15 protein-coding genes are annotated in these 22,602 nt (G+C 66.9%); 6 read left to right on the forward strand and 9 right to left on the reverse strand.

The genetic code is table 11. The annotated features are described in order from the left end of the window. Positions 1–16: 16 nt before the first annotated feature. From AC07OA_RS17905 to AC07OA_RS17915, 3 genes are all read right to left on the reverse strand, one after another. Positions 17–790 (reverse strand): alpha/beta fold hydrolase, encoded by a 774-nt coding sequence (locus AC07OA_RS17905; protein WP_494665167.1) that lies wholly within the window; start codon positions 788–790, stop codon positions 17–19. Between the two features lie 11 nt (positions 791–801). After that, the gene (locus AC07OA_RS17910; RefSeq protein ID WP_494665168.1) at positions 802–1,926 is read right to left on the reverse strand and encodes an LLM class flavin-dependent oxidoreductase; all 1,125 of its coding nucleotides are present in this window, start codon (positions 1,924–1,926) and stop codon (positions 802–804) included. A gap of 68 nt (positions 1,927–1,994) precedes the next feature. After that, a complete protein-coding gene (locus AC07OA_RS17915; protein WP_494665169.1) occupies positions 1,995–3,326 on the reverse strand; it encodes a spinster family MFS transporter in 1,332 nt (443 codons plus the stop codon). Positions 3,327–3,871: 545 nt separating this feature from the next. Here AC07OA_RS17915 and AC07OA_RS17920 point away from each other — a divergent pair. From AC07OA_RS17920 to AC07OA_RS17945, 6 genes are all read left to right on the forward strand, one after another. Then, positions 3,872–6,151 carry a TonB-dependent receptor gene (locus tag AC07OA_RS17920; protein ID WP_494665170.1) on the forward strand — a complete coding sequence of 760 codons (2,280 nt, stop codon included), beginning with the start codon at positions 3,872–3,874 and terminating at the stop codon, positions 6,149–6,151. 244 nt (positions 6,152–6,395) lie between these two features. Continuing rightward, complete coding sequence (locus tag AC07OA_RS17925; protein WP_494665171.1) at positions 6,396–9,095, forward strand: TonB-dependent receptor; 2,700 nt, start codon at positions 6,396–6,398, stop codon at positions 9,093–9,095. A gap of 87 nt (positions 9,096–9,182) precedes the next feature. Further along, positions 9,183–10,079 (forward strand): metallophosphoesterase, encoded by an 897-nt coding sequence (locus tag AC07OA_RS17930; protein ID WP_494665172.1) that lies wholly within the window; start codon positions 9,183–9,185, stop codon positions 10,077–10,079. A 76-nt stretch (positions 10,080–10,155) separates the two neighbouring features. Beyond that, positions 10,156–13,140, forward strand: a complete 2,985-nt coding sequence (locus tag AC07OA_RS17935) for a TonB-dependent receptor (protein ID WP_494665173.1) — start codon at positions 10,156–10,158, stop codon at positions 13,138–13,140. 75 nt (positions 13,141–13,215) lie between these two features. Further along, positions 13,216–13,737 (forward strand): RNA polymerase sigma factor, encoded by a 522-nt coding sequence (locus tag AC07OA_RS17940; protein ID WP_494665174.1) that lies wholly within the window; start codon positions 13,216–13,218, stop codon positions 13,735–13,737. A gap of 19 nt (positions 13,738–13,756) precedes the next feature. Continuing rightward, on the forward strand, positions 13,757–14,722 hold the full coding sequence (locus AC07OA_RS17945) for a FecR family protein (protein ID WP_494665175.1): 966 nt from the start codon (positions 13,757–13,759) through the stop codon (positions 14,720–14,722). A gap of 278 nt (positions 14,723–15,000) precedes the next feature. On the opposite strand, the gene AC07OA_RS17950 is transcribed toward AC07OA_RS17945, so the two are convergent. The 6 genes from AC07OA_RS17950 to AC07OA_RS17975 all read right to left on the reverse strand — a co-directional run bounded on the left by AC07OA_RS17950 (position 15,001) and on the right by AC07OA_RS17975 (position 22,578). Continuing rightward, positions 15,001–15,153, reverse strand: a complete 153-nt coding sequence (locus tag AC07OA_RS17950; RefSeq protein ID WP_494665176.1) for a hypothetical protein — start codon at positions 15,151–15,153, stop codon at positions 15,001–15,003. A 485-nt stretch (positions 15,154–15,638) separates the two neighbouring features. Continuing rightward, the gene (locus AC07OA_RS17955) at positions 15,639–15,770 is read right to left on the reverse strand and encodes a hypothetical protein (RefSeq protein WP_494665177.1); all 132 of its coding nucleotides are present in this window, start codon (positions 15,768–15,770) and stop codon (positions 15,639–15,641) included. A gap of 447 nt (positions 15,771–16,217) precedes the next feature. Further along, on the reverse strand, positions 16,218–17,615 hold the full coding sequence (locus tag AC07OA_RS17960) for a hypothetical protein (RefSeq protein WP_494665178.1): 1,398 nt from the start codon (positions 17,613–17,615) through the stop codon (positions 16,218–16,220). 6 nt (positions 17,616–17,621) lie between these two features. Then, complete coding sequence (locus tag AC07OA_RS17965; RefSeq protein ID WP_494665179.1) at positions 17,622–20,000, reverse strand: formylglycine-generating enzyme family protein; 2,379 nt, start codon at positions 19,998–20,000, stop codon at positions 17,622–17,624. Positions 20,001–20,150: 150 nt separating this feature from the next. Then, positions 20,151–21,245: a helix-turn-helix transcriptional regulator gene (locus AC07OA_RS17970; RefSeq protein ID WP_494665180.1), complete on the reverse strand. Its 1,095-nt coding sequence runs from the start codon at positions 21,243–21,245 to the stop codon at positions 20,151–20,153. Between the two features lie 436 nt (positions 21,246–21,681). Continuing rightward, positions 21,682–22,578, reverse strand: coding sequence for an alpha/beta hydrolase (locus tag AC07OA_RS17975; protein WP_494665181.1), 897 nt, complete (start codon positions 22,576–22,578; stop codon positions 21,682–21,684). Positions 22,579–22,602 lie beyond the last annotated feature (24 nt).

Below are 22,602 nucleotides of genomic sequence, written 5' to 3' on the forward strand. Positions count from 1 at the left end.
CGATACCGAGGGGGTGTCAGGCGTATTCGCGCGAGGCGACGATGAACGCCGCCCCCTTTTCCAGGAACGGCCGGATGATCCGCAGGCACGCCTGCGGCTGATCCACCTGAGCGGCGTGGGCCGCATCGTAGACGTAGCTGAGATTCACGTGCGGCATGGACCCGGTCAGGGTCCAGCCGGTCTGGGCCGGGATGGTCACGTCCAGCGTGCCCATCAGCACCAGGGTGTGGGCCTGGATGGTCGCCAGCGCCTCAACCAGGGGCTGGTCGACGAAGACGCCGCCGACATAGGCGCGGAACGTCTCGCCGTTGGCGATCGCCGTCTCGCGGGCCGGGGCGATGGACGCGGCCTTTTCAGGATAGGCGAACAGGTTGGCGCGCGCCTGTTCCGGCGTCAGGCTGGTCTCGTCCATGCCGAAGCGCAGACCGGCCGGGGCCTCCAGCACCAGACGGCCGACGCCCTTGGGATGACGCGCCGCCATCCACAACGCGATCCAGCCGCCGAACGAGGCGCCCATCACGTCCGGGGCCTCACCGATCACCAGGGCCGAAAACTCGGCGGCGAGATTGGCCAGGTCGACGACACTCTCCACGCCCGGATGGCGCGGCGTCCCGTCGAATCCGGGCAGGATCGGCACGTACACCTTGCGGAACTTGGCCAGGCCCTGGACCACCTCGGTGATCATCGCCCCGCCGGCGGGGTGCAGGTACAGCAGCGGCTCGCCTTCGCCGGCGACGAGATAGGAAAGCTCGCCCGTGTAGAGGGCGACCTGTTTGCGTTCGAAAGTCATCTCAGCGGCTCCTAGAGGTCGCGCACGTGCGGCAGGACGCGGTCGCGGAACAGGTCCATGCCCTTCTTGACGACCGGGATCGGCAGGTCGCCGATCTGCATGCTCATGTTCAGACGGCCAGCGCCCAGTTCGCTCCGGAAGCGCTTGATCTGCTTCACCACGCTTTCGGGGCTGCCGCAGATGATCGAGCCGGCGTCGATCATCTCCTGAATGGTCTTCTTGGCCGCCACCTTGTCGAGGCGGCTGTCATAGCTGGCGCCGGCCTTCTGCTTGGCGAAGTAGCCGGCCTGGAGGACCAGCTTCAGCGCGTCATAGGTCGGCTTCATCAGCGTGCCGTGGAAATAGTCCAGGGCCTGGCCGAAGACCTCGTGGGCCTCCTCGTCCGTCTCGCAGATGCAGGTGCTGGCACCCATCATCACGTGGTCGTCGGTCGGGACCCAGCCGCTGGACTTGGCGTTCTCGCGGAAGATATCGACGTTGCTGCGGGCCAGGGCCATGTCGGAGATCAGGCCCATGGCCATGATCGCCTTGCTCTCGGCGGCGAACACCGCCGACTCCTCGTTCGAAGCCGACATCAGGATGGTGGGATAGGGCTTCTGGATCGGCTTGGGCCAGATCGAGACCGACTTGAACTGGAAGAACTCGCCTTCCCAGCCGAAGGGCTCCGGCTCGGTCCAGCACTTGATGATCAGCTGGGCGGCTTCCTTCTGGCGAGCGCGGCTCTCGCCGGGGGGCGAGTTGTAGGCGATGTACTCGTGCGGCACGCCGCGCATGAAGCCGGCGATCAGACGCCCGCCGCTCATCACGTCCAGCATGGCGTATTCCTCGGCCACGCGGATCGGGTTCGACAGGGGCAGCAGGTTGCCGATCATGGCCAGCTTGGAGACCTTGGTCTCGCGGGTCAAGATCGAGCCGATCAGGTTGCAATTGGGCATCAGGCCGTAGGGGCTGAAGTGATGCTCGTTGCAGCCGATCCAGTCGAAGCCGCAGGCCTCCGCATGGACCAGCAGATCGATGTAGTCGTGATAGAGCTTCTGACCCTTGATCGGGTCGTAGTCCTTGTTGGGCGTGGGGTAGACGCGCGGCGGCTCGGGATAGCCGGGCCAAGGCATCAGGTTGAAAAAGCCGAACTTCATGCGAGATCCTCTATCGAACGGACGCCGAGGCGCCCCGAACAAGGGGTTGGGAGCTGGAGGTCTGGGAACTAGGGGTTCGAGGGGGTCAGGGCCCGCCGAAGCGGCTTGAGGCCCAGGGCGAAGACGATCGCACCGACCACGACGCCGACGACGCTGACGATGGCCATGGCCAGGCCGATCTGGCCCGGATCGCGCAGCACGTGGTCGCTGATCAGGGCGACCGCCAGCGGGACCACCGCCGCGCCGATCACGCCCTGCATCAGGATATAGAAGGCCGAGACCCGACCGCGCAGGCGGTTAGGCGAGATCAGCGTCGCCACCGTCGCCTGGTGCCCCACCGAGGCGCAGACCAGGAAGACGCTGATCGCCAGCGAGAACAGGCTGACGCTGGCCGTCGGCGCCAGGGTGATCAGGGCCGAGAACGGGATCAGCAGCACCGCACAGACCAGACCGGTCTGGAACGGCGCCTCGGCCTTGCCGCGGGCGTAGCGTCGATCGGTCAGGGCCGCGCCGACCACCTGGCCCAGGCAGGCTGGTCCCAGGAAGATCAGCCCCAGGGCCAGACCGATCTCCTTGGGCGACAGATGATAATGCCGCCCCAGGAACGCCGGCCCCCAGGCCAGGAAGGCGGCGAACGGCACGTTGGTCATGCCATAGCCGAAGACATAGGCGGCCACGACGGCCCGGCGGCGACGCACGAAGGCCCAGAAGGTCTCGGTCTCGCCACCGCCCGCCGCCTCGCCCTCGCCGCCGCGGCGAGGCGGCTCGCGCACGGTCAGCATCAGCAGCGCGACCAGCAGGCCCGGCAGGCCCACCGCGATGAAAATGAACCGCCAGGGCGCCAACGGCCCCAGCAGCGGTAGCTCGATCGTGGCATGGCTGTTGGCGAAGCTGATCAGGAAGCCGCCGATCAGATAGGCCAGGCCTGAGCCCAGCGAAACGCCCATCGTATAGATGGCGATAGCCCGCCCGCGCGACTTGGGCGGGAAGTAGTCGGCGATCATGGAATAGGCGCCGGGCGACAGGGCCGCCTCCCCCACCCCCACGCCCATCCGGGCCAGGAACAGGTGGCCGAAATCCTTGGCCAGCCCCGAAAACGCGGTCACCACGCTCCACAGCGCGATGCCGGCGGCGATCACGCCCCGGCGCGAGGCCCGGTCGACCAGCCAGCCCAGCGGCAGGCCCATGGTCGCGTAGAACATCGAGAAGGCCAGGCCGTTGACCAGAGCGATCTGGGTGTCGGTGAGGTTCAGGTCGGCCTTGATGGGTCCGACCAGCATCGAAAGGATGATCCGGTCGATGAACGAGAACACATAGGCCAGCAGCAGGACGGCCAAGGCGAAATAGGCCAGTCCGCGGGCGGGCCAGGCCGTCGCGGCTGTTTCGGGCTTGTCTTGCACGCGGACCACTCCATCGACGCGGACCGAGATGCGCCGCGACGGCCGTTCTTAGTTTTTCGTGTGATTGTATTACAAAGAATAGAGTGCGCAGACGCCCACCGATCGCACCGGCGCCGCGTTTTACGGCGCTCCGACCCGCCCTGGCCCAGCAATTGGGCGCCGACAAAAAATGACTTGAGTCGGATCAATGCATTTTCGGAAGCCGCCGCGCCGCAAGGCTCCGGCCCGAACCCCGGCTTGATCCAAATCAAGGACAATGTTCGCCGAAACGGCGCCCACGCCGCGAGCAAGCAGGGCCTTGAAGCGCCCACGGTTTCGGCGTCGGCACGAAAATCCGCGACCGCTGAGTTGTAGGTTTGTCAGACAAAGTCACGTTGTATGACAATAAACTTGTCTGACAACGACCGGGTCACTCGCGCCATCTTGGCCGATCAAACGGAGCTGTCGTCGAGGCTCGCTTGCGCGGCCTGTTTCGCTGAGACATCCGCACGCCAAACGGCGGCGGCAAGGGGATGAAGATCATGTCGCATGCTTTCGGGGCTCAAATGCGCCTCGCCCAAACTTCCAGGACACGCCGCCACGGCCTGCTCCTGGCCACGGCCAGCGTCGCCACGCTGCTCTCCGCACACGCCTACGCCCAGACGGCCCCAGCCGCCGACAGCGACATCGTGACCGAGATCGTCGTGTCGGCCACCCGTCGCGGCGACGTGTCGGTGCAGAACACGCCGCTGGCCATCACCGCCTTCTCGGGCGCGACCCTGGAAAAGCAGGGCGTGGCCACGCTGCAGGACCTCAGCAAGGTCGACCCGTCGCTGACCATCCAAAGCTACGGCGCCTCCCAGACCAAAGTGATCATCCGCGGCATCCAGTCGAATGTCGGCGCCACCTCGGGCATCTATCTGGACGAAACCCCGCTGGTCGGCGCCATGGGCGGCAATATCCTGGGCGACGGCAAACCGGGCCTGCGCCTCTACGACCTGGATCACGTCGAAGTCCTGAAGGGCCCGCAAGGCACCCTGTTCGGATCCAGCTCGATGAGCGGCACCCTGCGCGTCATCACCACCAAGCCCGACCTGAACGAGTTCGGCGGCCGTATCTCGGTCGGCGCGGCTTCGGTGAAGTCCGGCAACCCGTACTATGACGGCAACGCCTCGCTGAACGTGCCGATCATCAAGGACAAGCTGGCCCTGCGGGTCACCGGCTGGTCGGAAAGCGGCGGCGGCTATGTCGACCAGACGGTCAACGGCGTCGTGCTGGAGAACAACAATGACGCCCACGTGAAGGGTGGCCGCGCCATCCTGCTGTACGAACCGACCGACGCCCTGAAGATCACGGCCACCGCCGTCCACCAGGAGATCGACGTCGACGGCACCCAAGCCTGGCACACCGCCACGGGTCCCTACAGCAACCCGTCCCCGACGATCGAATTCTACCGGGACAACTACAACCTCTACAACGTGGTGGGCGAATATGACGTGGGCTTCGGCACCGTCACCGCGTCGAGCTCGTACACCAACCAGCGGGTCGTGAACCCCAAGGACAGCACCCCGACCGCCCAGAGCTTCGGCCTGACCGGCTCGACCCTGTTCGTCCCGACCGCCGAGTTCAAGGACTGGGTGTCGGAACTGCGCTTCTCGTCCAAGTGGGACAGCCCGTTCCAGATCGTGGCCGGCGGCTACTACGAGAACAGCCAATCGGTCTACCAGACCAACTCGGTGGTCGCGACCGCGACCGGCACGGCGCTGTGCTACACCTACAGCGAATGCGTGGCCAAGGGCCTGCACAAGCCCGGCCGCGGCAACAGCCTCTACGAGTTCGGCACCAACACCAAGCGCAGCGTCGGCCAGTACGCCGTCTACGCCCAGGCCGATTACACGATCACCGACACCCTGACGGCGACGGTGGGCCTGCGCTACTTCAAGGCCCAGATCCACGACGTCATCACCAACCTGCAGACGGTCTATCCGGACTTTATCTTCGGCCGCGTGACCACGCCGTCGAAGACCGGCGACAGTCACGGCAAGAACGACAAGCCCAGCTTCAACTTCGCCCTGATGTGGAAGGCGACGCCGGACGTCAGCGTCTACGCCCGCGCGGCCTCGGGCTTCCGGATCGGCGGCGTCAACACCGCCACCTCGCTGGCCCAGCAGGCCGGCGTCGTGTTCCCGGGCACCTACAAGCCCGACAGCCTGTGGAACTACGAGCTGGGCGTGAAGAGCTACTGGCTCGACCGCAAGCTCTTCGTCGACGCGGCCCTGTACCACATCGACTGGAACGGCCAGCAACTGTCGGCCCAGGCGCCCGGCGCCTTCGCCTACACGATCAACGCCGGCAAGACCGAGGTGAACGGCGTCGAGGTCAACTCGACCTTCAAGCCCCTGCCCGGCCTGAGCCTCAGCGCCAGCGTCAACTATGTCGACGCCAAGCTGGCCTCGGACCTGCCCGCCGACGTGATCTCGGCCGGCACCTTCGGCTACGACGGCGACCGCGTGCCGCTGACGCCGAAGTGGGCCATGAGCCTGCAAGGCGAGTACGAGCGCGACCTGACCGCCGACTTCCGCGGCTACGCGCAGGCCGGCGTCAACTACCGCGGCGGCTCGTTCACCTCGTTCAACGACAGCAACACCTACAACACCAAGCTGCCGGCCTTCTTCATGATCAGCGGCAAGCTGGGCGTGCGGAAGGACGCCTGGGATCTCAGCCTGTTCGGCGACAACCTGACCAACAAGGCCGCCTATCTGGGCGTGGTCGAGTCGCTCGACGGCATCCGGGTCTTCTCGCCCCGCCCGCGCACCGTCGGCGTGCGGATCAGCAGCACCTTCTAGCGCCGCCCGCTATCGGCGATGCAAGGCTCCGGACCCATGGTCCGGAGCCTTTTTCGTTTGGCGGCGGCGTAGAGACGGCCCAGCCGGCGGATATGTCCGTGCACGTCTTATCCACCTGCCAGGCAGCGACGGTTGTCAAAAACACTTCACACAAAAGCCGGTCCCCGAACGCCTGGCTCGCAACTCTCCCCTCCCGACGGCGGCCTCGGGACGATCCCCGCAGGCGACCGATCGGGGACAGATCATGCGCCATTTCGCGAAATCCAAATGGATGACCACCACCATGCTGGCGACCGGCTTGCTGGCCGTCGCCGCCGGCCAGGCCCTGGCCGCCGATGAGACGTCGGCCAAGCCGGACGCCAACGAAGTCGAGACGGTCGTCGTCACCGGCTTCCGCGAAAGCCTGCTGAAGGCCAGCGACATCAAGCGGCGGGCCGTCGGCAGCCAGGACGTCATCGTCGCCGACGACATCGCCGCCTTTCCCGACCTGAACCTCGCGGAATCCCTGCAGCGCATCCCGGGCGTGACCATCTCGCGCGACGCCGGCGAAGGCCGCCAGATCGCCCTGCGGGGCTTGGGTCCCGACTTCACCCGCACCCAGCTGAACGGCATGGAAGTGCTGACCAACACCGCCTCGGGCTTTGACAACCGCGGCTCGGTCAGCCGTACGCGCAGCTTCGACTACAGCATCTTCGCCTCGGAACTGTTCAACAAGGTGGTGGTCGAGAAGTCCTACGCCGCCGAGCAAGACGAAGGTGGGATCGGCGGCACGGTGGGCCTCTTCACCGCCAAGCCTTTCGACTATCCGGGCTTCAAGGCCGTGATCTCGGCCAAGGCGCTCAACAACGCCAACACCGACACCACCACGCCGCGGGTCGTCGGACTGATCTCCAACCACTGGGGCGACTTCGGGGCCCTTTTCTCGGTGGCCTACAGCAAGAACGACATCAACGAGTACGGCTACCGCAACTGGAACTGGACGCTGATCAACGCCGGCGCGGCCAATATCGGCCCGGGCGTCTCGGCCGCCGATCGCGACCAGTTGCTGAACGCCACCGGCAATAACCGCGTGCGCGCCTCGCAAGCCCAGACCTATTCCACCTGGTTCGACAAGCGCGAGCGCCTGGGCCTGACCACCTCGCTCCAGTACCATCCGGGCGAACGCCTGACGATGGACCTGGACCTGATGTACGGGACCCTGACCAACGACCGCGACGAGTTCCAGATGACCTCGGCCGGCGTCAACGCCCTGACCGGCAACATCACCGGCACCCAGATCCTGAACTCGGTGGTTATCCAGAACAACACCTTGGTGGCCGCCGATGTCAGCGGCGTGGACATGCGCAGCGAGCACAAGTTCTCGCACGACAAGACCACCTTCACCCAGGCGGTGTTCAACGGCGGCTATCAGGTCAGCGACGCTTTCGAGATCAAGGCCTTGCTCGGCTATTCGAAGTCCGAGTTCGAGGAGCCGATCTTCGACAAGGTGTTCCTGCAGTCGACCAACAAGTCGATCAAGTACGACTTCCGCAACAGCCGGATGGGCCAGAACACCTACAACTTCACCCTGACCGATCCCGCCCAGTGGGGCCTGATGCGGGCCGACACCCGCGAAGACTACATCAGCAGCGAGTACAAGACCGCCAAGCTGGACGGCGCCTACGACTTCGGCGAGGGCTCCACCCTGAAGGGCGGCGCCGAGTACAAGAAGTTCACCAACGAGGGCTTCCAGCGCTACCAGCGCGTCGACTGGTACAACAAGCCGGTGGTTCCTGCGGCGGTGAAGTACGTCGTCAACCGCGACTCCATGATCCCCTACATCGTCGCCGACATTGACGGCACCTACGCCAACACCGGACAGCTGCGCGACCTGACGGTGGCCAACGACCAGCCGGGCTCTAACTTCCAGCTCGAGGAAAAGACCACCTCGGCCTACCTGCAGTACGACCTGAAGACCACGGCCTGGAACTATCCGGTGCGGGCCAATGTCGGCGTGCGCTACTACTCCACCGACCTGACCTCGGCCGGCACGGCCACTCAGGGCGCGGTGCTGCTGCCGGTAGTGATCAAGAGCAGCTATGACGGCTTCCTGCCGACCTTCAACGTCGCCGTCGATCTCAATGAGAACGTCGTCGCCCGCTTCAGCGCCAACCGCAATATCAGCCGGCCCAGCCTGGCTGACCTGCGGGCGGCCGGCAGCGTCAGCTTCACGCCGTTCGGGGGCAACATCTCGGCCGGCAATCCGAACCTGAGGCCATTCCTGGCCGACTCCGTCGAAGGTTCGCTGGAGTTCTATCAGGGCCGCAGCGGCTACATCGCCCTGAGCGCCTTCTACAAGAACATGGACAGCTTCATCACCACCGAGACGGCCCAGGTGCCGTACGGTTCGACCGGCTATCCGTCGCAGTTCCAGGGTCCGGGCCAGGACGCCTCGACCATGTACGGCTTCAGCCGGCCGGTGAACGGCGACGGCGCCTCGATCAAGGGCGTCGAATTGGCGGTGCAGAAGGACTTCGACTTCCTGCCCGCCCCGTTCGACAAGTTCGGCTTCGTCGGCAACGTCACCTACGCGGCCGGCAAGACCAACGCTTCGGTCGACGGCGTGATCTACTCGCTCGATCTGGCGCAGCTGTCGAAGTGGACCTCGAACGCCACGCTCTACTACGAGACCGACACCTGGGGCGCGCGCATCTCGAGCGCCTATCGTGACGGCTATCTCGACGGCGTGGGCGGCAACGGCAACGTCGGCTCGGGCTATCACAGCACCAACAACATCGACTTCGCCGCCCACTACAATGCGCCGGGCGGGCTGAAGCTGGTGTTCGAGGGCATCAACCTGACCAACCAGGCGATCGACCAGTACACCGACATCGCCGCCAACCGGGTGCTCGCCTACACCAAGAGCGGCCGGACCTTCACCTTCGGGGCCACCTACGAATTCTAGTTCGTCTGGACGCTTCTTGAAGGCCCGTCCGGCGCGTCGCCCCCTGCGCGCCGGACGGGATCCTGCTTTCACCACACGAGGCGCGACGTGACCCGACCGCTCATCGATCGTCGAGGCTTCCTGACCTCGGCCCTGGCCGTTTCAGCTTCCCCCGCCCTGGCCTCTGCTCGACCGCTGTTTCGGGTCGGCGCCATCGCCGACTGTCAGTACGCCGACCAGGACGACAACGGCCAACGGATGTACCGGCGCTCGCCGGGCAAGCTGCGGGCCGCCGTCGACCACTTTAACACCCTGGACCTGGACCACGTGATCCACCTGGGCGACTTCATCGACAAGGGCTGGGCCAGTTTCGACGCCCAGCAGCCGACGGTGGACGCCCTGCGCCATCCCTGGCGGTTCGTGCTGGGCAACCACGACTTCTCGGTCGACGATGACAAGAAGACCCTGGTCGCCGCCCGCCTGGGCATGCCGGCCCGCTACTACAGCTTCGAGACCCATGGCTGGGTGTTCCTGGCCCTCGACGGCAACGACCTCAGCGAATACGGCTGGCCGGCGGGCAGCCCCGAACTGGCGCTCAGCCAGACCCTGCACCGCGAGCGCTTCCCGGGCGCGCCCGACTGGGACGGCGGGATCGGCGAGACCCAGCTCAAGTGGATCGACCAGACGCTGACGCACGCTCGGCGGCGCGGCCTGAAGGCGGCGCTCTACTGTCATTTCCCGATCTTCCCGGAGAACCGGCACAACCTCTGGAACGCGACCGAGGTCACGGATCTGGTCGTGCGCCACCGCGCCGCCAAGGCCTGGATCAACGGCCATAATCACGACGGCAACTACGGCGAGACCGAAGGCCTGCACTGCGTGAACCTGAAGGGCATGCTCGATACCGAGGACACCGCCTATGCGGTGCTCGACTTCCATTCGGATCACTTGCAGCTGACCGGTTTTGGTCGCCAGCAAAGTCTGTCGCTGAAGCTGCGCCGTTAAGGGCGAACCTTCAAATAAGTGACATGCGATCCGGCTAGGAGACGCCTCGAGCGTAACCTGATGATCGACTGCGAACATGGAGCGGCGAAAGGCGGCTGAGCTGATCTGGCGGCCGGGCTTCGTCCTCGCATTGACGCTGCTGCTGGCCGGGATGGACGGCCCCGCACAGGCTCAGACCCGGCCCATGGTCCGGCGCTTCGACATCGACCAGGGCGACCTTGCCGTGGCCCTGCGGACCTTCTCCCAACAGGCGGACGTCCCGGTGATGACCTTCGCCGATATCCGCGGCAAGCGGGCGCGGCGGGTGTCGGGCCTGCTGCCGCCCGAAAACGCCCTGGCCCTGCTGATCAGCGGCGAAGGTCTGCGCATCAAGCTGGTGGCCGGCGGCTATGTGCTGCGCGAGGCCGAGGCCTGGGAAGCGCCGGCGCGCCCAGCCGCGCATGGCGCCCAAGCCCCGGACGAGACCGCTCCGGTCGAGGTCGAGCAGGTCGTGGTCACCGGCTTTCGCGGCAGCCTTGTCCAGGCCCGCGAGCTAAAGCGCCTGGCCTTGGGCGCCCAGGACGTCATCGTCGCCGAGGACATCGCCGCCTTCCCCGACCTGAACCTCGCGGAATCCCTGCAGCGCATCCCGGGCGTCACCATCTCGCGCGACGCCGGCGAAGGCCGCCAGATCGCCCTGCGGGGCCTGGGTCCCGACTTCACTCGCACCCAACTGAACGGCATGGAGGTCTCGGCCTCGACCGCGTCGGGCTTCGACAATCGCGGCTCGGTCAGTCGCACGCGGGCGTTCGACTACAGCATCTTCGCGTCCGAACTGTTCAACCGGGTCACGGTACACAAGGCCTACGCCGCCGACCAGGACGAGGGCGGCGTGGCCGGCACGGTCGAGCTGCGCACCGCCAAACCGTTCGACTATCCGGGCTTCAAGGCGGCCCTGTCGGCCAAGGCCCTGGGCAACAGCGTGACCGACGGGGTGACGCCGCGCCTGGCGGGCCTGGTCTCCAATCGCTGGGGCGACGTCGGCCTGCTGATCTCGGCCGCCTATAGCGAGAGCGACGTCAACGAGTACGGCTACCGCAACTGGGGCTGGACCCCGATCAATATCGCCGCGGCCAATATCGGCCCCGGCGTCTCGGCCGCCGACCGCGACCGACTGATCAACGCCAAGGGCGCCGACCGGGTGCGCGCCCCGCAGGCCCAGACCTTTTCGACATGGTTCGACCACCGCGCGCGCCTGGGCATCACCGCCGCCCTGCAATACCGCCCCAGCGCCAGGACCAGCCTCGACGTCGACCTGCTGTACGGCCGGCTGAGCAACGATCGCGACGAGCTGTCCCTGGCCTCGGCGGGCAAGAACGGCCTGACCGGCGACGTGCTCGGAACCCAGCGACTGGCGAGCGCCGTCATTCGCGGCGACGACCTGATCCAGGCCACCTATTCCGGTGGCGTCGACCTGCGCAGCGAGCACAAGCACTCGATCGACTCCACCGTCTTCATCCAGGCTGCCGTCAATGGCCGCACGCGATTGACCGACGCCCTGGAGATCAGCGGCATGGTCGGCCATTCGCGGTCAGACTTCCAAGGGCCGGTGTTCGAAAAAGTGTTCCTGCAGGCGCGCGACAAGGCCTTTTCCTTCGATCTGCGAGGCCCCGGCCGCAACGGGATCAACACCTACGGCTTTAACCCGGCCGACCCCACCGCCTGGGGGCTGATGCGGGCCGACGCCCGCGAGGACGCCATCGTCAACGCCTTCACGACCGGCAAGCTGGACCTGACCTATGCGGCCGATCCACGCTCGACCGTGAAAGTCGGCGCGCAGTACAAACTGTTCCGCAACGACGGCTACCAGCGCCGCAACCGCGTCGACTACGACACTCCGCCCGCCCTGCCCGACGCCTTGAAACTGGTGTCGGACCAGCGCTCCCTGATCCCTTATGTGGTCGGCGACGTCGACGGCGTTTTCGCCCTGCTGGGCCAGAAGCGCGACCTGTCGGAGGCCGACGACCAGCCCGGTTCGGACTACTCGCTGACCGAGAAGACGACCGCCGCCTACGTCCAGTATCTCTATGACGGCGAACTGGCCGGCCGCCGCCTGCGGGCCGACGCGGGCCTGCGCTACTACGACACCCGCCTGACCTCGGCCGGCATGGTCAGCAACGGCGTGGCGCTGGCGCCGGCCGTGATCACCCACCGCTATGACGGCCTGCTGCCGGCCGTGAACCTGGCCTGGGACCTGGACGACGACATCGTCCTGCGCCTGGCCGCCAATCGCGACATCAGCCGACCCAGCCTGGCCGACCTGCGGGCGGCGGCCAGCGTCGACGCAGCGCCGTTCGGCGGTTCGATCGCGGCCGGCAATCCCAACCTGCGGCCCTTCATGGCCAACTCGCTGGAAGCCTCGCTGGAGATCTACCAGGGCCGCGCCGGCGCCCTGGCGCTCAGCGTGTTCCACAAGACCATGGACTCGTTCATCACGGTCGAGACCGGCATGGCGACCTACGGCTCGACCGGCTATCCGCTGCAGTTCCTCAACCCCGGCCAGACCGGTTCGATCGTCTACAATGTCAGCCGGCCGGTGAACGGCGACGGGGCCTCGATCCGGGGCGTGGAGGTGGCGCTGCAGCGCGACTTCGACTTTCTGGCCGCCCCGTTCGACAAGTTGGGCTTTATTGGCAACGTCACCTACGCCCACGGGCGCTCCAACGTGATCATCGACGGCAAACCGGTGTCGCTGGACCTGCTGCAGCTGTCGCCTTGGACCTGGAACGCCACGCTCTACTATGAGACCGCCCGTTGGGGCGCGCGGATCTCCAGCGCCTATCGCGACGCCTATCTCGACGGCGCCGGCGGCAGCGGCAATGTCGGCTCAGGCTACCACGCCGCCAACAACATCGACGCCGCCGCCCACTTCAACGCCGGCCGGGGCCTGAAGGTCGTGGTCGAGGGCCTGAACCTCACCGACCAGCCGATCGACCAGTTCACCGACCTGGCGGCCGACCGCCTGCTGGCCCGCACTCGCAGCGGCCGTACGATCACCCTCGGCGTCTCCTATGAATTTTGACGGGTCCTTGTCCCCGATCGCCCTGCTCGATGCTCTACCTGTCCACGGGGGACCATGTGGCCCGGTGGAAGCGCGATGACCGACGCCCTGGCGGAGTTGAGACCCCATGAACGCAAGCTGCTCGGCTATATCGCTCGGCGCCACGGCGATCCGTCGCGGGCCGAGGACATCCTGCAGCAGACCCTGCTGATGATCATGGAACAGAGCCGCAAGCAGGACATCGTCCAGCCGCTGGCCTACGCCTATCGCGTGGCCGACTCCCTGATCTACGCCCAGGCCCGGCGCGACCGCCGCGAGGAAGGCTTGGGCGAGGCCGACTATGGCTGCGAGCTGCCGCTGGCCGACGAGGTGCTGGAACACAAGCAGCGGGTGGCGGTGTTCGAGACAGCCCTGCGCCGTCTGTCGCCGATCCGCCGCGAAGTGTTCGTCCGCCGCCACATGGACGGTCAGTCGCGGCAGAAGATCGCCGACGACCTGGATCTGAACTTGGAAACCGTGAAGAAGCATCTCGTCCGCGCCATGGCCGAACTGGCCGGAGTGATGGACGCAGCGACCGGCGACGCCGCCAACTGGAAGGGGGCGTCTCGTGAGCGCTAACGACAACGATCTGAGCGTGATGGAAGAAGCGGCCGACTGGATCGACCGGCTGGACGAGCTGTCCGACGCCGAGCGCGGCGACCTGGCCGCCTGGCTGAACGCCTCGCCCGACCACGCGACCGCCTTCGCCGCGCTTCGCCACACCCTGCGTGACACCGCGCTGCTGGAAGCCGTCGACCGCGTTCGCGCGACGCCTGTCGAGAGCCCTGTCGCGCAACGGCGCCTCGCCTTCGCAGGCTGGTCGCGCGCGGGCCTCATCGCCGCCAGCCTGCTGGTCCTGGTCACGGGCGGCTTCCTGGCGACACGCCTGGTCCCCGGGCGCACCACTCCTCCCATAGAACTGGCCACGGCGGTCGGCGCGCGAGCCGATCACGTGCTCAGCGACGCTTCGACCATACGCCTCAACGCCGACAGCCACGCCAGCGTCGCCTACAGCCGGTCGGCGCGCGACATCTACCTGCGCCAGGGCGACGCGGTGTTCGAGGTCGCCAAGAATCCGAAACGCCCCTTCAACGTGATGGCCGGCGACGCCAAGGTGACGGCGGTTGGCACGGTGTTCGAGGTCGACAAGGTCGGCGGCGACGTCGAGGTGCGGGTGTTCGAGGGCGTCGTTCGCGTGTCCCAGGGCGCCGCGTCGCCGCGCACCCTGCGCCAGGGCGAATGGCTGCTGCTCGCCGCCGACCGCACCGCCAGCCATGGCCGCCTGCCGGCCGACAGCTATGAAACCTGGCGCGGCGACTGGCTGGCGGCCGACGGCATGCCGCTGAAATACGTCGTGGCCCGCCTCAACCGCTACAGCCCCCATGCGCTGGTCCTGCGCGATCCGAGGCTCGGCGAGCTTCGGGTTACCGGTCGTTTCAAGCTGGACAGGCCGTCAGAAGCGCTTGCGATGATTTCCTCGCTCCTCGACCTCAAGGTCGAGAAGGCGGGGAAGCGAGTTTACCTTGCCTCGCCGACTTCGACTCCTTCGGGTCAACCCACATAGGTGCAGCATGTAGGTGGCCGGGGGCCCCACCCCAGCGCTTTGAGCTTAGACGTTTGGAGAGCGCAGACAAAGATCAAGCCCAAGATGCGCCGTCGATCGAGCGCCAGCAGCGGACATTGGATTGGAGGCGGAGAGCAGAACTTCCCGTGCTCGCACCGCACTGTCCTGTTCCGTTCCGGCTGAGGGCCGGGCGATGGAGAGGCGCAGCGGGCTCCATCGACACCTTTCCCAGGCTGTGACGGCGGCCCGCCTCCGCTCCGGCAGGGCCGGCTATACCGCTAGGGAAGCATTTCCAGGCAGTGATTGAGCAGATCTTTGAGGGTGTGCCGATACTCGGGTCGGCGCGATTCATCCCCGTAGAGCAGGAGGCCCGTCTGCAGGCTGAGCTTCGGTAAAGTCTGCCGAAGATTCTGCAGGGCGGCTTCGTCCAAGGGGTTGTCCCCCCATCGTGGCAGGGCGTGGACATAACCCAAGAACTCGGACGAGGGTGACCTGACCTCGGTTGTCCACCAACTGCCCGAGAGCCCCAACGCTCCTTGTGGAGAGCTTTCAAAGGCGCTGCCGAGCCGAGCATAGAAGTCGTCATAGCCTGGCGTCAGTTCGGACGAGATTGCCTGGACCGCGCCGTTGGCGAGCAGAGGCCGGTCCTGCGCGTCGGAGACGAAGGAGGTCGGCGCGCGCGAGTAGTCGTTGGGCGACGTCCTTGAGCCGCCGCGCCAGGGCGGCTGTGTCCGACGAGGCGGATGTCTCCAGTTCCGCAGCCTGGCTTGGGAGTTCGCACGCGTCGGCGACAAATGGGACCACGCCTGGCTCGTCGTCGCGCCGCGCTCGGCCTATCTGGTGAGCGGAACGGCCTGCAGCGACAGTCAGAACTCCATCCCCGAGGTCGAGACCCTGCGTTACTCGGCGACCTTTCTCACGTCAGGCGCTGGGTGAAGAACACCTTGGGCAAACCCACGTCCGCCAGCTCATCCTTGGTGAGATAGCGCTCGGAGCCATAGTAGGCCTTCAGCCGCGCGGCGTCGTTCTGGCTGGATCCATCAGCCATTGGGTATGCCAGGTCATGCACCATAGCCAGTCGGCGTCGGGGCCCAGCAAGGCCGGATCGGGGATGGGCCCGTTCTCATGAAGGCAGATCGGAACGCTGTCGCCGACGATGGCCTTGACCTAGCGAACATCGAGCCAAGGGCGCCGTGGTTGTGGACGTAAAGGTCGACGCCGGCGACATCGATATAGCCACAGTACGGATACCAAGCTGGATCGACATTCTACCCGCCCAGGCCAGAAGCCAGATCAGGTTGTCCAGGCCCGCCCCAGCGCCAAGCACAACGTCACGATCCCGACCGACTGATGCCAAGCGGTGGCCTGGTCAGTGACCACCTGATTGTCGCTCGGCTCGATATAGTCCAGCCCCAGCAGCGCGAGCAGCTGCCCTGTCACCCGCTCGATGTAGTCCAGCTCGACGCGCGGCCCTGCCCGCGCTCGCGGGCGAGTATTACGGACCCGCCATCGCGGCGGAGGAGCCGGTGGATCGAACGCCCATGAAGGACTCGCTCGTCGCCTTGCAGACCGAATGGGAGAAGCGCTGCTGAGGCTGCACGCCCCATTGCATGCCGCAGTCCCATCGACCGTCCTGCTTACGCAGGCATAGGCGGATGTCGACGGGCTGCGGACAGCCGTTGGTCGTCTCGATCTTCAGGGTGTCCTTGCCGCAGAGCGAGCCCTGCGAAACCGCCGTCGAAGCGACGCACCGCCGCGGGTCCTCGTTGGTCGACGCGGTGCCCGCCGACGCCGCCGACCGCGATGGCGTCGAGGTCGCGGGCTGGGTCTGCCGCGACACGCTCGGCGACGGCTGAAGCTGGGCCAGTCTGCGTTGGTCCGCCGCCCGTTCCTGGGCCAGACGTTGCTCGGTCGCGCGCTGCTCGGCGAGCCGGCGCTGCTGCTCCTCCGCCGCGCGCCGTTGACGCTCGACCGCCTGCTGCTGCGCCAGAGCCTGGGCGGCCTGCTGGCTGCGAGCCTGCGCCGCCGCGAGCTCGGCGCGTTCGGCGGCCGCGCGACGCGCCTCGGCCTGCCTGGCCAGTTCCTCGCGCTGCTTGGCCGCGGCGATCGCCTGGGTCTGTCGCGACAGGTCGCCGAGGAAAGCCTGCTGGCGAGCCTGATCGGCGCGATTCTGGTCGTAGATCTTCTGAGCGTTGTTGAGCATGCTCATGTAGAAATTCGGCTGCGGCGCGGGGGTGTAGTCCTCTTCCTCCTCCGCCTGCCGCTGGGCCTCGAGGGCCGCCATCTGCGCGCGCTGAGCCTCGGCCTGGAGCCGCTGCTGTTCAGCCAGGCGCGCCTGCTCCTCGGCCAGCGCCCTGCGTTGCGCCTCCTCCGCGGCCGCCTTCTCGCGATGCTGGCCCACTTGCCGATCCATCAGCTCTCGCCGTGAAAGCGTCGCCCGCGCCGCGTCGCCGACCTGCTCGGGTTCGGAACGCGGCTGCGGCTCGTTTCGGGACTGCAGCGCCAGCGTGAAACCGCCGATCTTTTCCTGCGGGCCTTCGGCCATGAGCAGGTAGCGCCCGCCGCCGGCCTTGAAGGCGATGCGCGCCTCCCCGCCCGCCGCGCCACGCTGGACCATCTGGAAACTGGCCGCCCCGCAATGAGGGCCACGACCGATGGAGAGCTTCGGAGCGAAGGCGCTCGCCGCCATGACGGCGGTGACCTCCTCGCCGGCCTTGGAGTTGTAGACGTAGCAACGCGACCGTCCCGTCCCGTCGGGCGTGAGGCCGGTCATCCGGTCGATGACGCCGTTGACGGTTTGACCCACCGCGATCGTCGGCGACGAAGGCTGGGCGACGGCGGCGACGGTGACGACTGAAAGTGCGATCGATGCGAGAAGCGTGACAGGTCTCATGGTCGGTCAGTCCAGCGCCCTGGCGACGCGGAAGCCGACTTCCGGCGCGTAGACGTTCTTGATCGGCCGGCGAGCGGCCGAGCGGATGTTCGCCGGTTCGTCCTTGTAGTTGCCGCCGCGGGTCACCTGCTCGCAGCCGGAGACCTCCTTCGCCGCCTGGCCGACCGTCGGCGCGTCAAAATACCCGACCGCGTAACAGTCCTGAACGCGCTCCTCGACGTTGCCGAGCACGTCGTGCAGGCCGAAGGCGTTGGGCGGGAATCCTCCCACCGGCACGGTGCGACCGAACTGATTGAGGAAGTTGCCATCGTCGGTGATCACCCCGTCGCCAGTGTGCCAGGGGGTGTCGCTGCCGGCGCGCGCGGCATACTCCCATTCAGCCTCGGTCGGTACGAAGTACAGCGCTCCGGTCTTGTAGGTGAGCCAGCCGACGTAGCGCACCATGTCGCCGTACGCGATGTTCATCACCGGATGCCGTCCTTCTCCCCACCCCTGGTCGGACGGCTTGCGCACGCATCCGCCCTCGGCGAGGCAGGCGTTGTACTCGTCGAACGTGACCTCGTATTTTCCGATCGCGAAGGGACGCTTGAAGGTCACCATACGGCGCGGCCCTTCGTCGCCGCGCCGCCCTTCCTCGACCCCGGGCGAGCCCATCATGAACGATCCCGTCGGCACGACGACCATCACAGGGCACGTAGGGCAATCACGGATCTGCTGGCCGGGCTCGTAGCTGCCCTTGATCGGATGGTCCTGGGTGCTCGCGGAGCCTCTCGGTATGTTTCTCGACGGACGCGACGCGGCTTGAAGGGTCGATGCGGCGGTTCCGGCGACCTGCTCCATCTTGAGGGTATAGGCGCCGCCGGTCGCGCTCGCCCGAACCCCGACCCAATAGATTCCGCCGGAGGCGTTGAAGTCGAAACCAACTGGGGCGCCGGTCGGTATCGGCGCCATCACGCCCCGCGGAGGTTGCACGCCGGCCTCCCAGACACTTTTGTCACAAGTCTCGAAGGCCTGCGGGAGGGCCTGCACGCCGAACCATCCGGCGTTTCCGGGCGTGCTGGCCGTAATCCGCCAGCGCTCTCCGGGCCGCGTATGAATGCGGAAGCAATGAAACGGCGTGCCGCCCGAAAAGGACTGATCGCCCAGCTTGATCACGCCCGATCGATCGATCGTCGTCAGATCCTGTCTGAAGCTCGCGGATTGGGAAAGCAGCCACGTGCGCGCGCTTTCCGGGACCGCCGCCTGGGGAACGGCGCGCATCTGGTCTTGAAGCGATGGACTACGACGGAAGAGGATGGAGTTGTCGAAGTCGAGGTCGGCTTGAATTAGCGCGCCTTCCTCGTAGACGATCCCGTCCTTCACCCTTAGCGGCAGGACCCAGGCCAGTTTGCGCCCCCGCATGCGAAGCTCACCTTCGCCTTGGGCGAACCCGCCTTCGCACGCCCCGGTCCAGGACCGAGACACCGTCGGATCGTCCAGATCGTAGTAAAGCCTGCAGTCGGCGGGGCCGGCCTGCTGGTACTGACCCTGCTGCGCGAGCAGCGCCTCGAACGTGGCCGTATCGGTCGCCAACTTCACCGCAGCCAGATCTTTCGCCGCCGCGCCGACGTCAGTGAGAAGATAGTGCATGTAGGCGCGCTCGAGACGAGCGGCATGCAGTTGGGGATCGGCCTTCAACAGCGCCGTGAGCACGTCGCGGCAAGCGACGGGGCTGGCGCCTTCCTCGCAACCCTGCGGCAGATTCCAGGCCGGGATAGACGGCGGCGGCGAAGGCGCCGTGGTCTCTTGAGTTGCTGTCGCGCCGGCGCTCGGCGCGCTGGCCGAAGACGCTGCAGACGGACCAGCGGCCAGGGCCGGACCACGCCCTCGCAACTCGGCTTCCGTGATCTGCGTCGTCGGCGCCGGCTCCTTGTTAGGGAACGGCATCTTCTTCGTCACCGCATCCACGGTCTTGATCGCCAGGACGTAACCCACGCCATTGGGCGTGAGCGCGGCGGGGTGGCGCCGGCTGGTCAGGACTTCGATCCGATAGACGCCGGAAAAATGGAACGCCACATCCATCGCGCTCGGCTGGAGCACGTGAGAGGACATGCCCTGGATTTCCCAATAGGGATCCTTTCCAGGCCGGTCGATCAGCACATTGAGATAGACTTCGCGGTCGTCCGGATAGAGGGCGAAGCGGAGCTTGTCTCCGGCCGCGACCTCGATCGTGTAGATGTCCCGATAGGCGATGCGCGGCGTCGTATTGTCGCCCGGCTGCAGGCGCCCGGCGATGGCCGCGCCAGGCGTCACCCGGGGCCAGTCCTTCGGATCCCCCGCGGATGCGGGGGCGCCAGTCAGGGTCTGCGCCAAGGCAAAGGGCGAAAAGGCGATCGCCATCGTCATCACGCTCGCCGCCAGGACTTGGCGAAATGCGGCTGCGAGCCACGCACGGTTCAACATGGATTCCCCCAGGACCGCGGGAGGAAACCAGTTCGCCGACAATTTGGCATACCCCGATTGGGGTATGGTCGCATCAGGGACGACGGCGGCCCGTCAGCGCGTGATCGCCGTGGGCGGCAAGGCCGCGATCAGCGCGATGAGTTCGCCCTGTCGCCGACAGCCGGCCTTGGCCAGAACGGCCTTGAGCTGGGTGCGAACGGTCTGCGGACTGGAGCCTCTTTCCAGCGCGATCTCGGCGACGGACCGACCTTCGAACAAGGCGGCGGCGATCCAGGCTTCGCCAGGACTGAGCCCCAGAAACTCGCGCAATCGCGAGGCCATGCCGGCTGGCGGCTCGACGAGCTTGACCGCGACCAGCGCCCGGGCGCCGCCCACGGCGAACAGGGGAGAGATGGTCAGCGCCAAGGCCTCGCGGCCGCCGCCTCCCACCCGCAGGACACCGGCCCTTGGGGCCGTCCGGTCCGTCGCCGCGGCGATGGCCTGCTGCAGGGCCGCGGTCCACGGCGCCGCGGCGACGAGCCTGGATTGACGGACGCCGAGTTTGCCGGAGGTCCTGCAGAGGGTGTCGGCGGCGGCGTTCATCATCAGGACCTTGCCCGCCGGGTCGACCTGAAGGATCGCGATGCTCAGACCATCCAGCGCCGCCCGGCTGGCGGCCTGCTCGACCTGGGCCGTCCAGAGCTTGCTGCGCACGATGAGCATGCGGCGAAGATCGCCCGCCAGGTCCTGCATGAGGTCGAGATCGCCATCGCCGAAGGCCCTGCTTCGCTCGCCGCGGTGGATGCCGATCGCGCCGACGCCCCATGGCGTATCGAACGAAGCGCCGAGCACATGGCGGGTGTCATCCCCGATCGGCCTGTAGAACCCTTCCCATATTTCCGAGCGGCGCAGCCGGCTCTGGGCGACCAGATCCTCGGTGATGTTCCAGAAGCGATTGATGCGCGCCTTGTCGGCGGTGGCGTTCAGAAGCACGTCCCGGTCGGCATAGGCGCCGTACAGCGCCACCTCGTCGTCGCTCCAGTGGCCCGTGTGGGCCAGGCTGGCGTGATTGCCGGCGGATCCGATGAAATGCATCACCGTGGAGCGGGCGTCGCAGGCCTTGGCGATCAGGCCGGGCAAGGCCGCGAACGCCTCGTCGTCGTAAGCCGCCTCGTGGATCGCCTCACGACGCAAATCACCAATCGGCATACCATACCCCCGCTCCGGCGCACGGTAAGTGACACGAACGGCGTTCGGCAATCCCGCCTAGGTCAAGCCGATGGACAACGAGCGCCGCAAGCACGGCGTGCTCACTGTGCAGGATTGGATGCCCAATCAGCAGACCTCAGACGATCACAAAAGGGCTTCTCGCCTGCCAGCAGGGGCAGCCCGCAAACGACTTGAGACCTCCCGAGCGCTCGATAACCCTGGGCCAAGGCGGGGGCAGCGCCAGGAGCGGGCGTCCGGAGCGCGTTGGCCAGAAGATCGCACCTCATCAAGCAAGCGAATCCGCTCGAACAACACCCCCATCTCCCGACTAGGCGCGCGGCATAGAGTTCGAAACGCTTCCACGAAGGGAAGCCACCTCTGGCCAAGAGACGAAAACCGGCCTTCAGGGCCGGTTTTTTCGTTTCTGGGCCTCGGCTCAGCTGGGCCCGGCCACGTCCGAGGCCTTCAACCATTTCAGAAAAAGATCCGGCCAGGCGGCGGCGGACGATTTGGGCGGCGCGCGCAGGCCAAAGCCGTGGCCGCCTTGCTCGAAGACGTGCAGCGCCGGCAGGGCGCCGGCCGACCGCCAGGCGCGAAAGGCTTCCAGGCTGTTGTCGACCGAAACGCGCGGATCGTCGGCGGCATGGAAGAAGAAGGTCGGCGGCGGCGACTTCGGCGCGCCGCGATAGAGCCCTTGGCGCGGCGAAGCCGGGACGTTCAGATAGGGATAGCCCAGGCCCAGGAAGTCGATGCGCAGCGGCAGATGATCGGCTTCGTCCACCAGCGCATAGTCGACCTCGGCGGCGCGGCTCGCCAACGCCCCGGCGATGGTTCCGCCCGCCGAGAAGCCCAGCACGCCGATGCGGCGCGCGCCGGTCCGCCGAGCCAGCAGCCGAAGCGCCCGCGCCGCGTCCTGCAGCATCACGTCCGGGCCTTGAGCCCAGCCGTCTCCCGGCAACCGGTAGATCAGGCCACCGGCCGCGTAGCCGGCCTCGGCCAGCCAGCGGCAGACCTCCTCGCCCTCCTTGTCGAACACCACGCGATTGAAGGCGCCGCCGGGGATGACCAGCACCGCCGTGTCGGCCTTGCCTGCCGGGAGGTGCAAACTCAGCCGGGGATCGCGTACGCCCGAGATGTCGCGACCCTTGCGTCCCTGGTCGTCGACCTCGCGCGCGACCTCCTGGACGGTGACGCGCTCGCCGCCCGGCGCGCCGCCGGGCCACAGGCTCAAGGTCTCCGTGCGCGTCTTGGAAGCCGGTTGGGAAGCCGCTCGGGCGGCCCCTCCGACGGCCGAGGCGACCAGCGCGCTCGCCAGCAGGGTTCGTCTGTCCATGCATGCCTCCATCGTGATGGCGCA

The sequence above is a fragment of the Caulobacter sp. GW821-FHT09B08 genome (genome assembly GCF_059418225.1).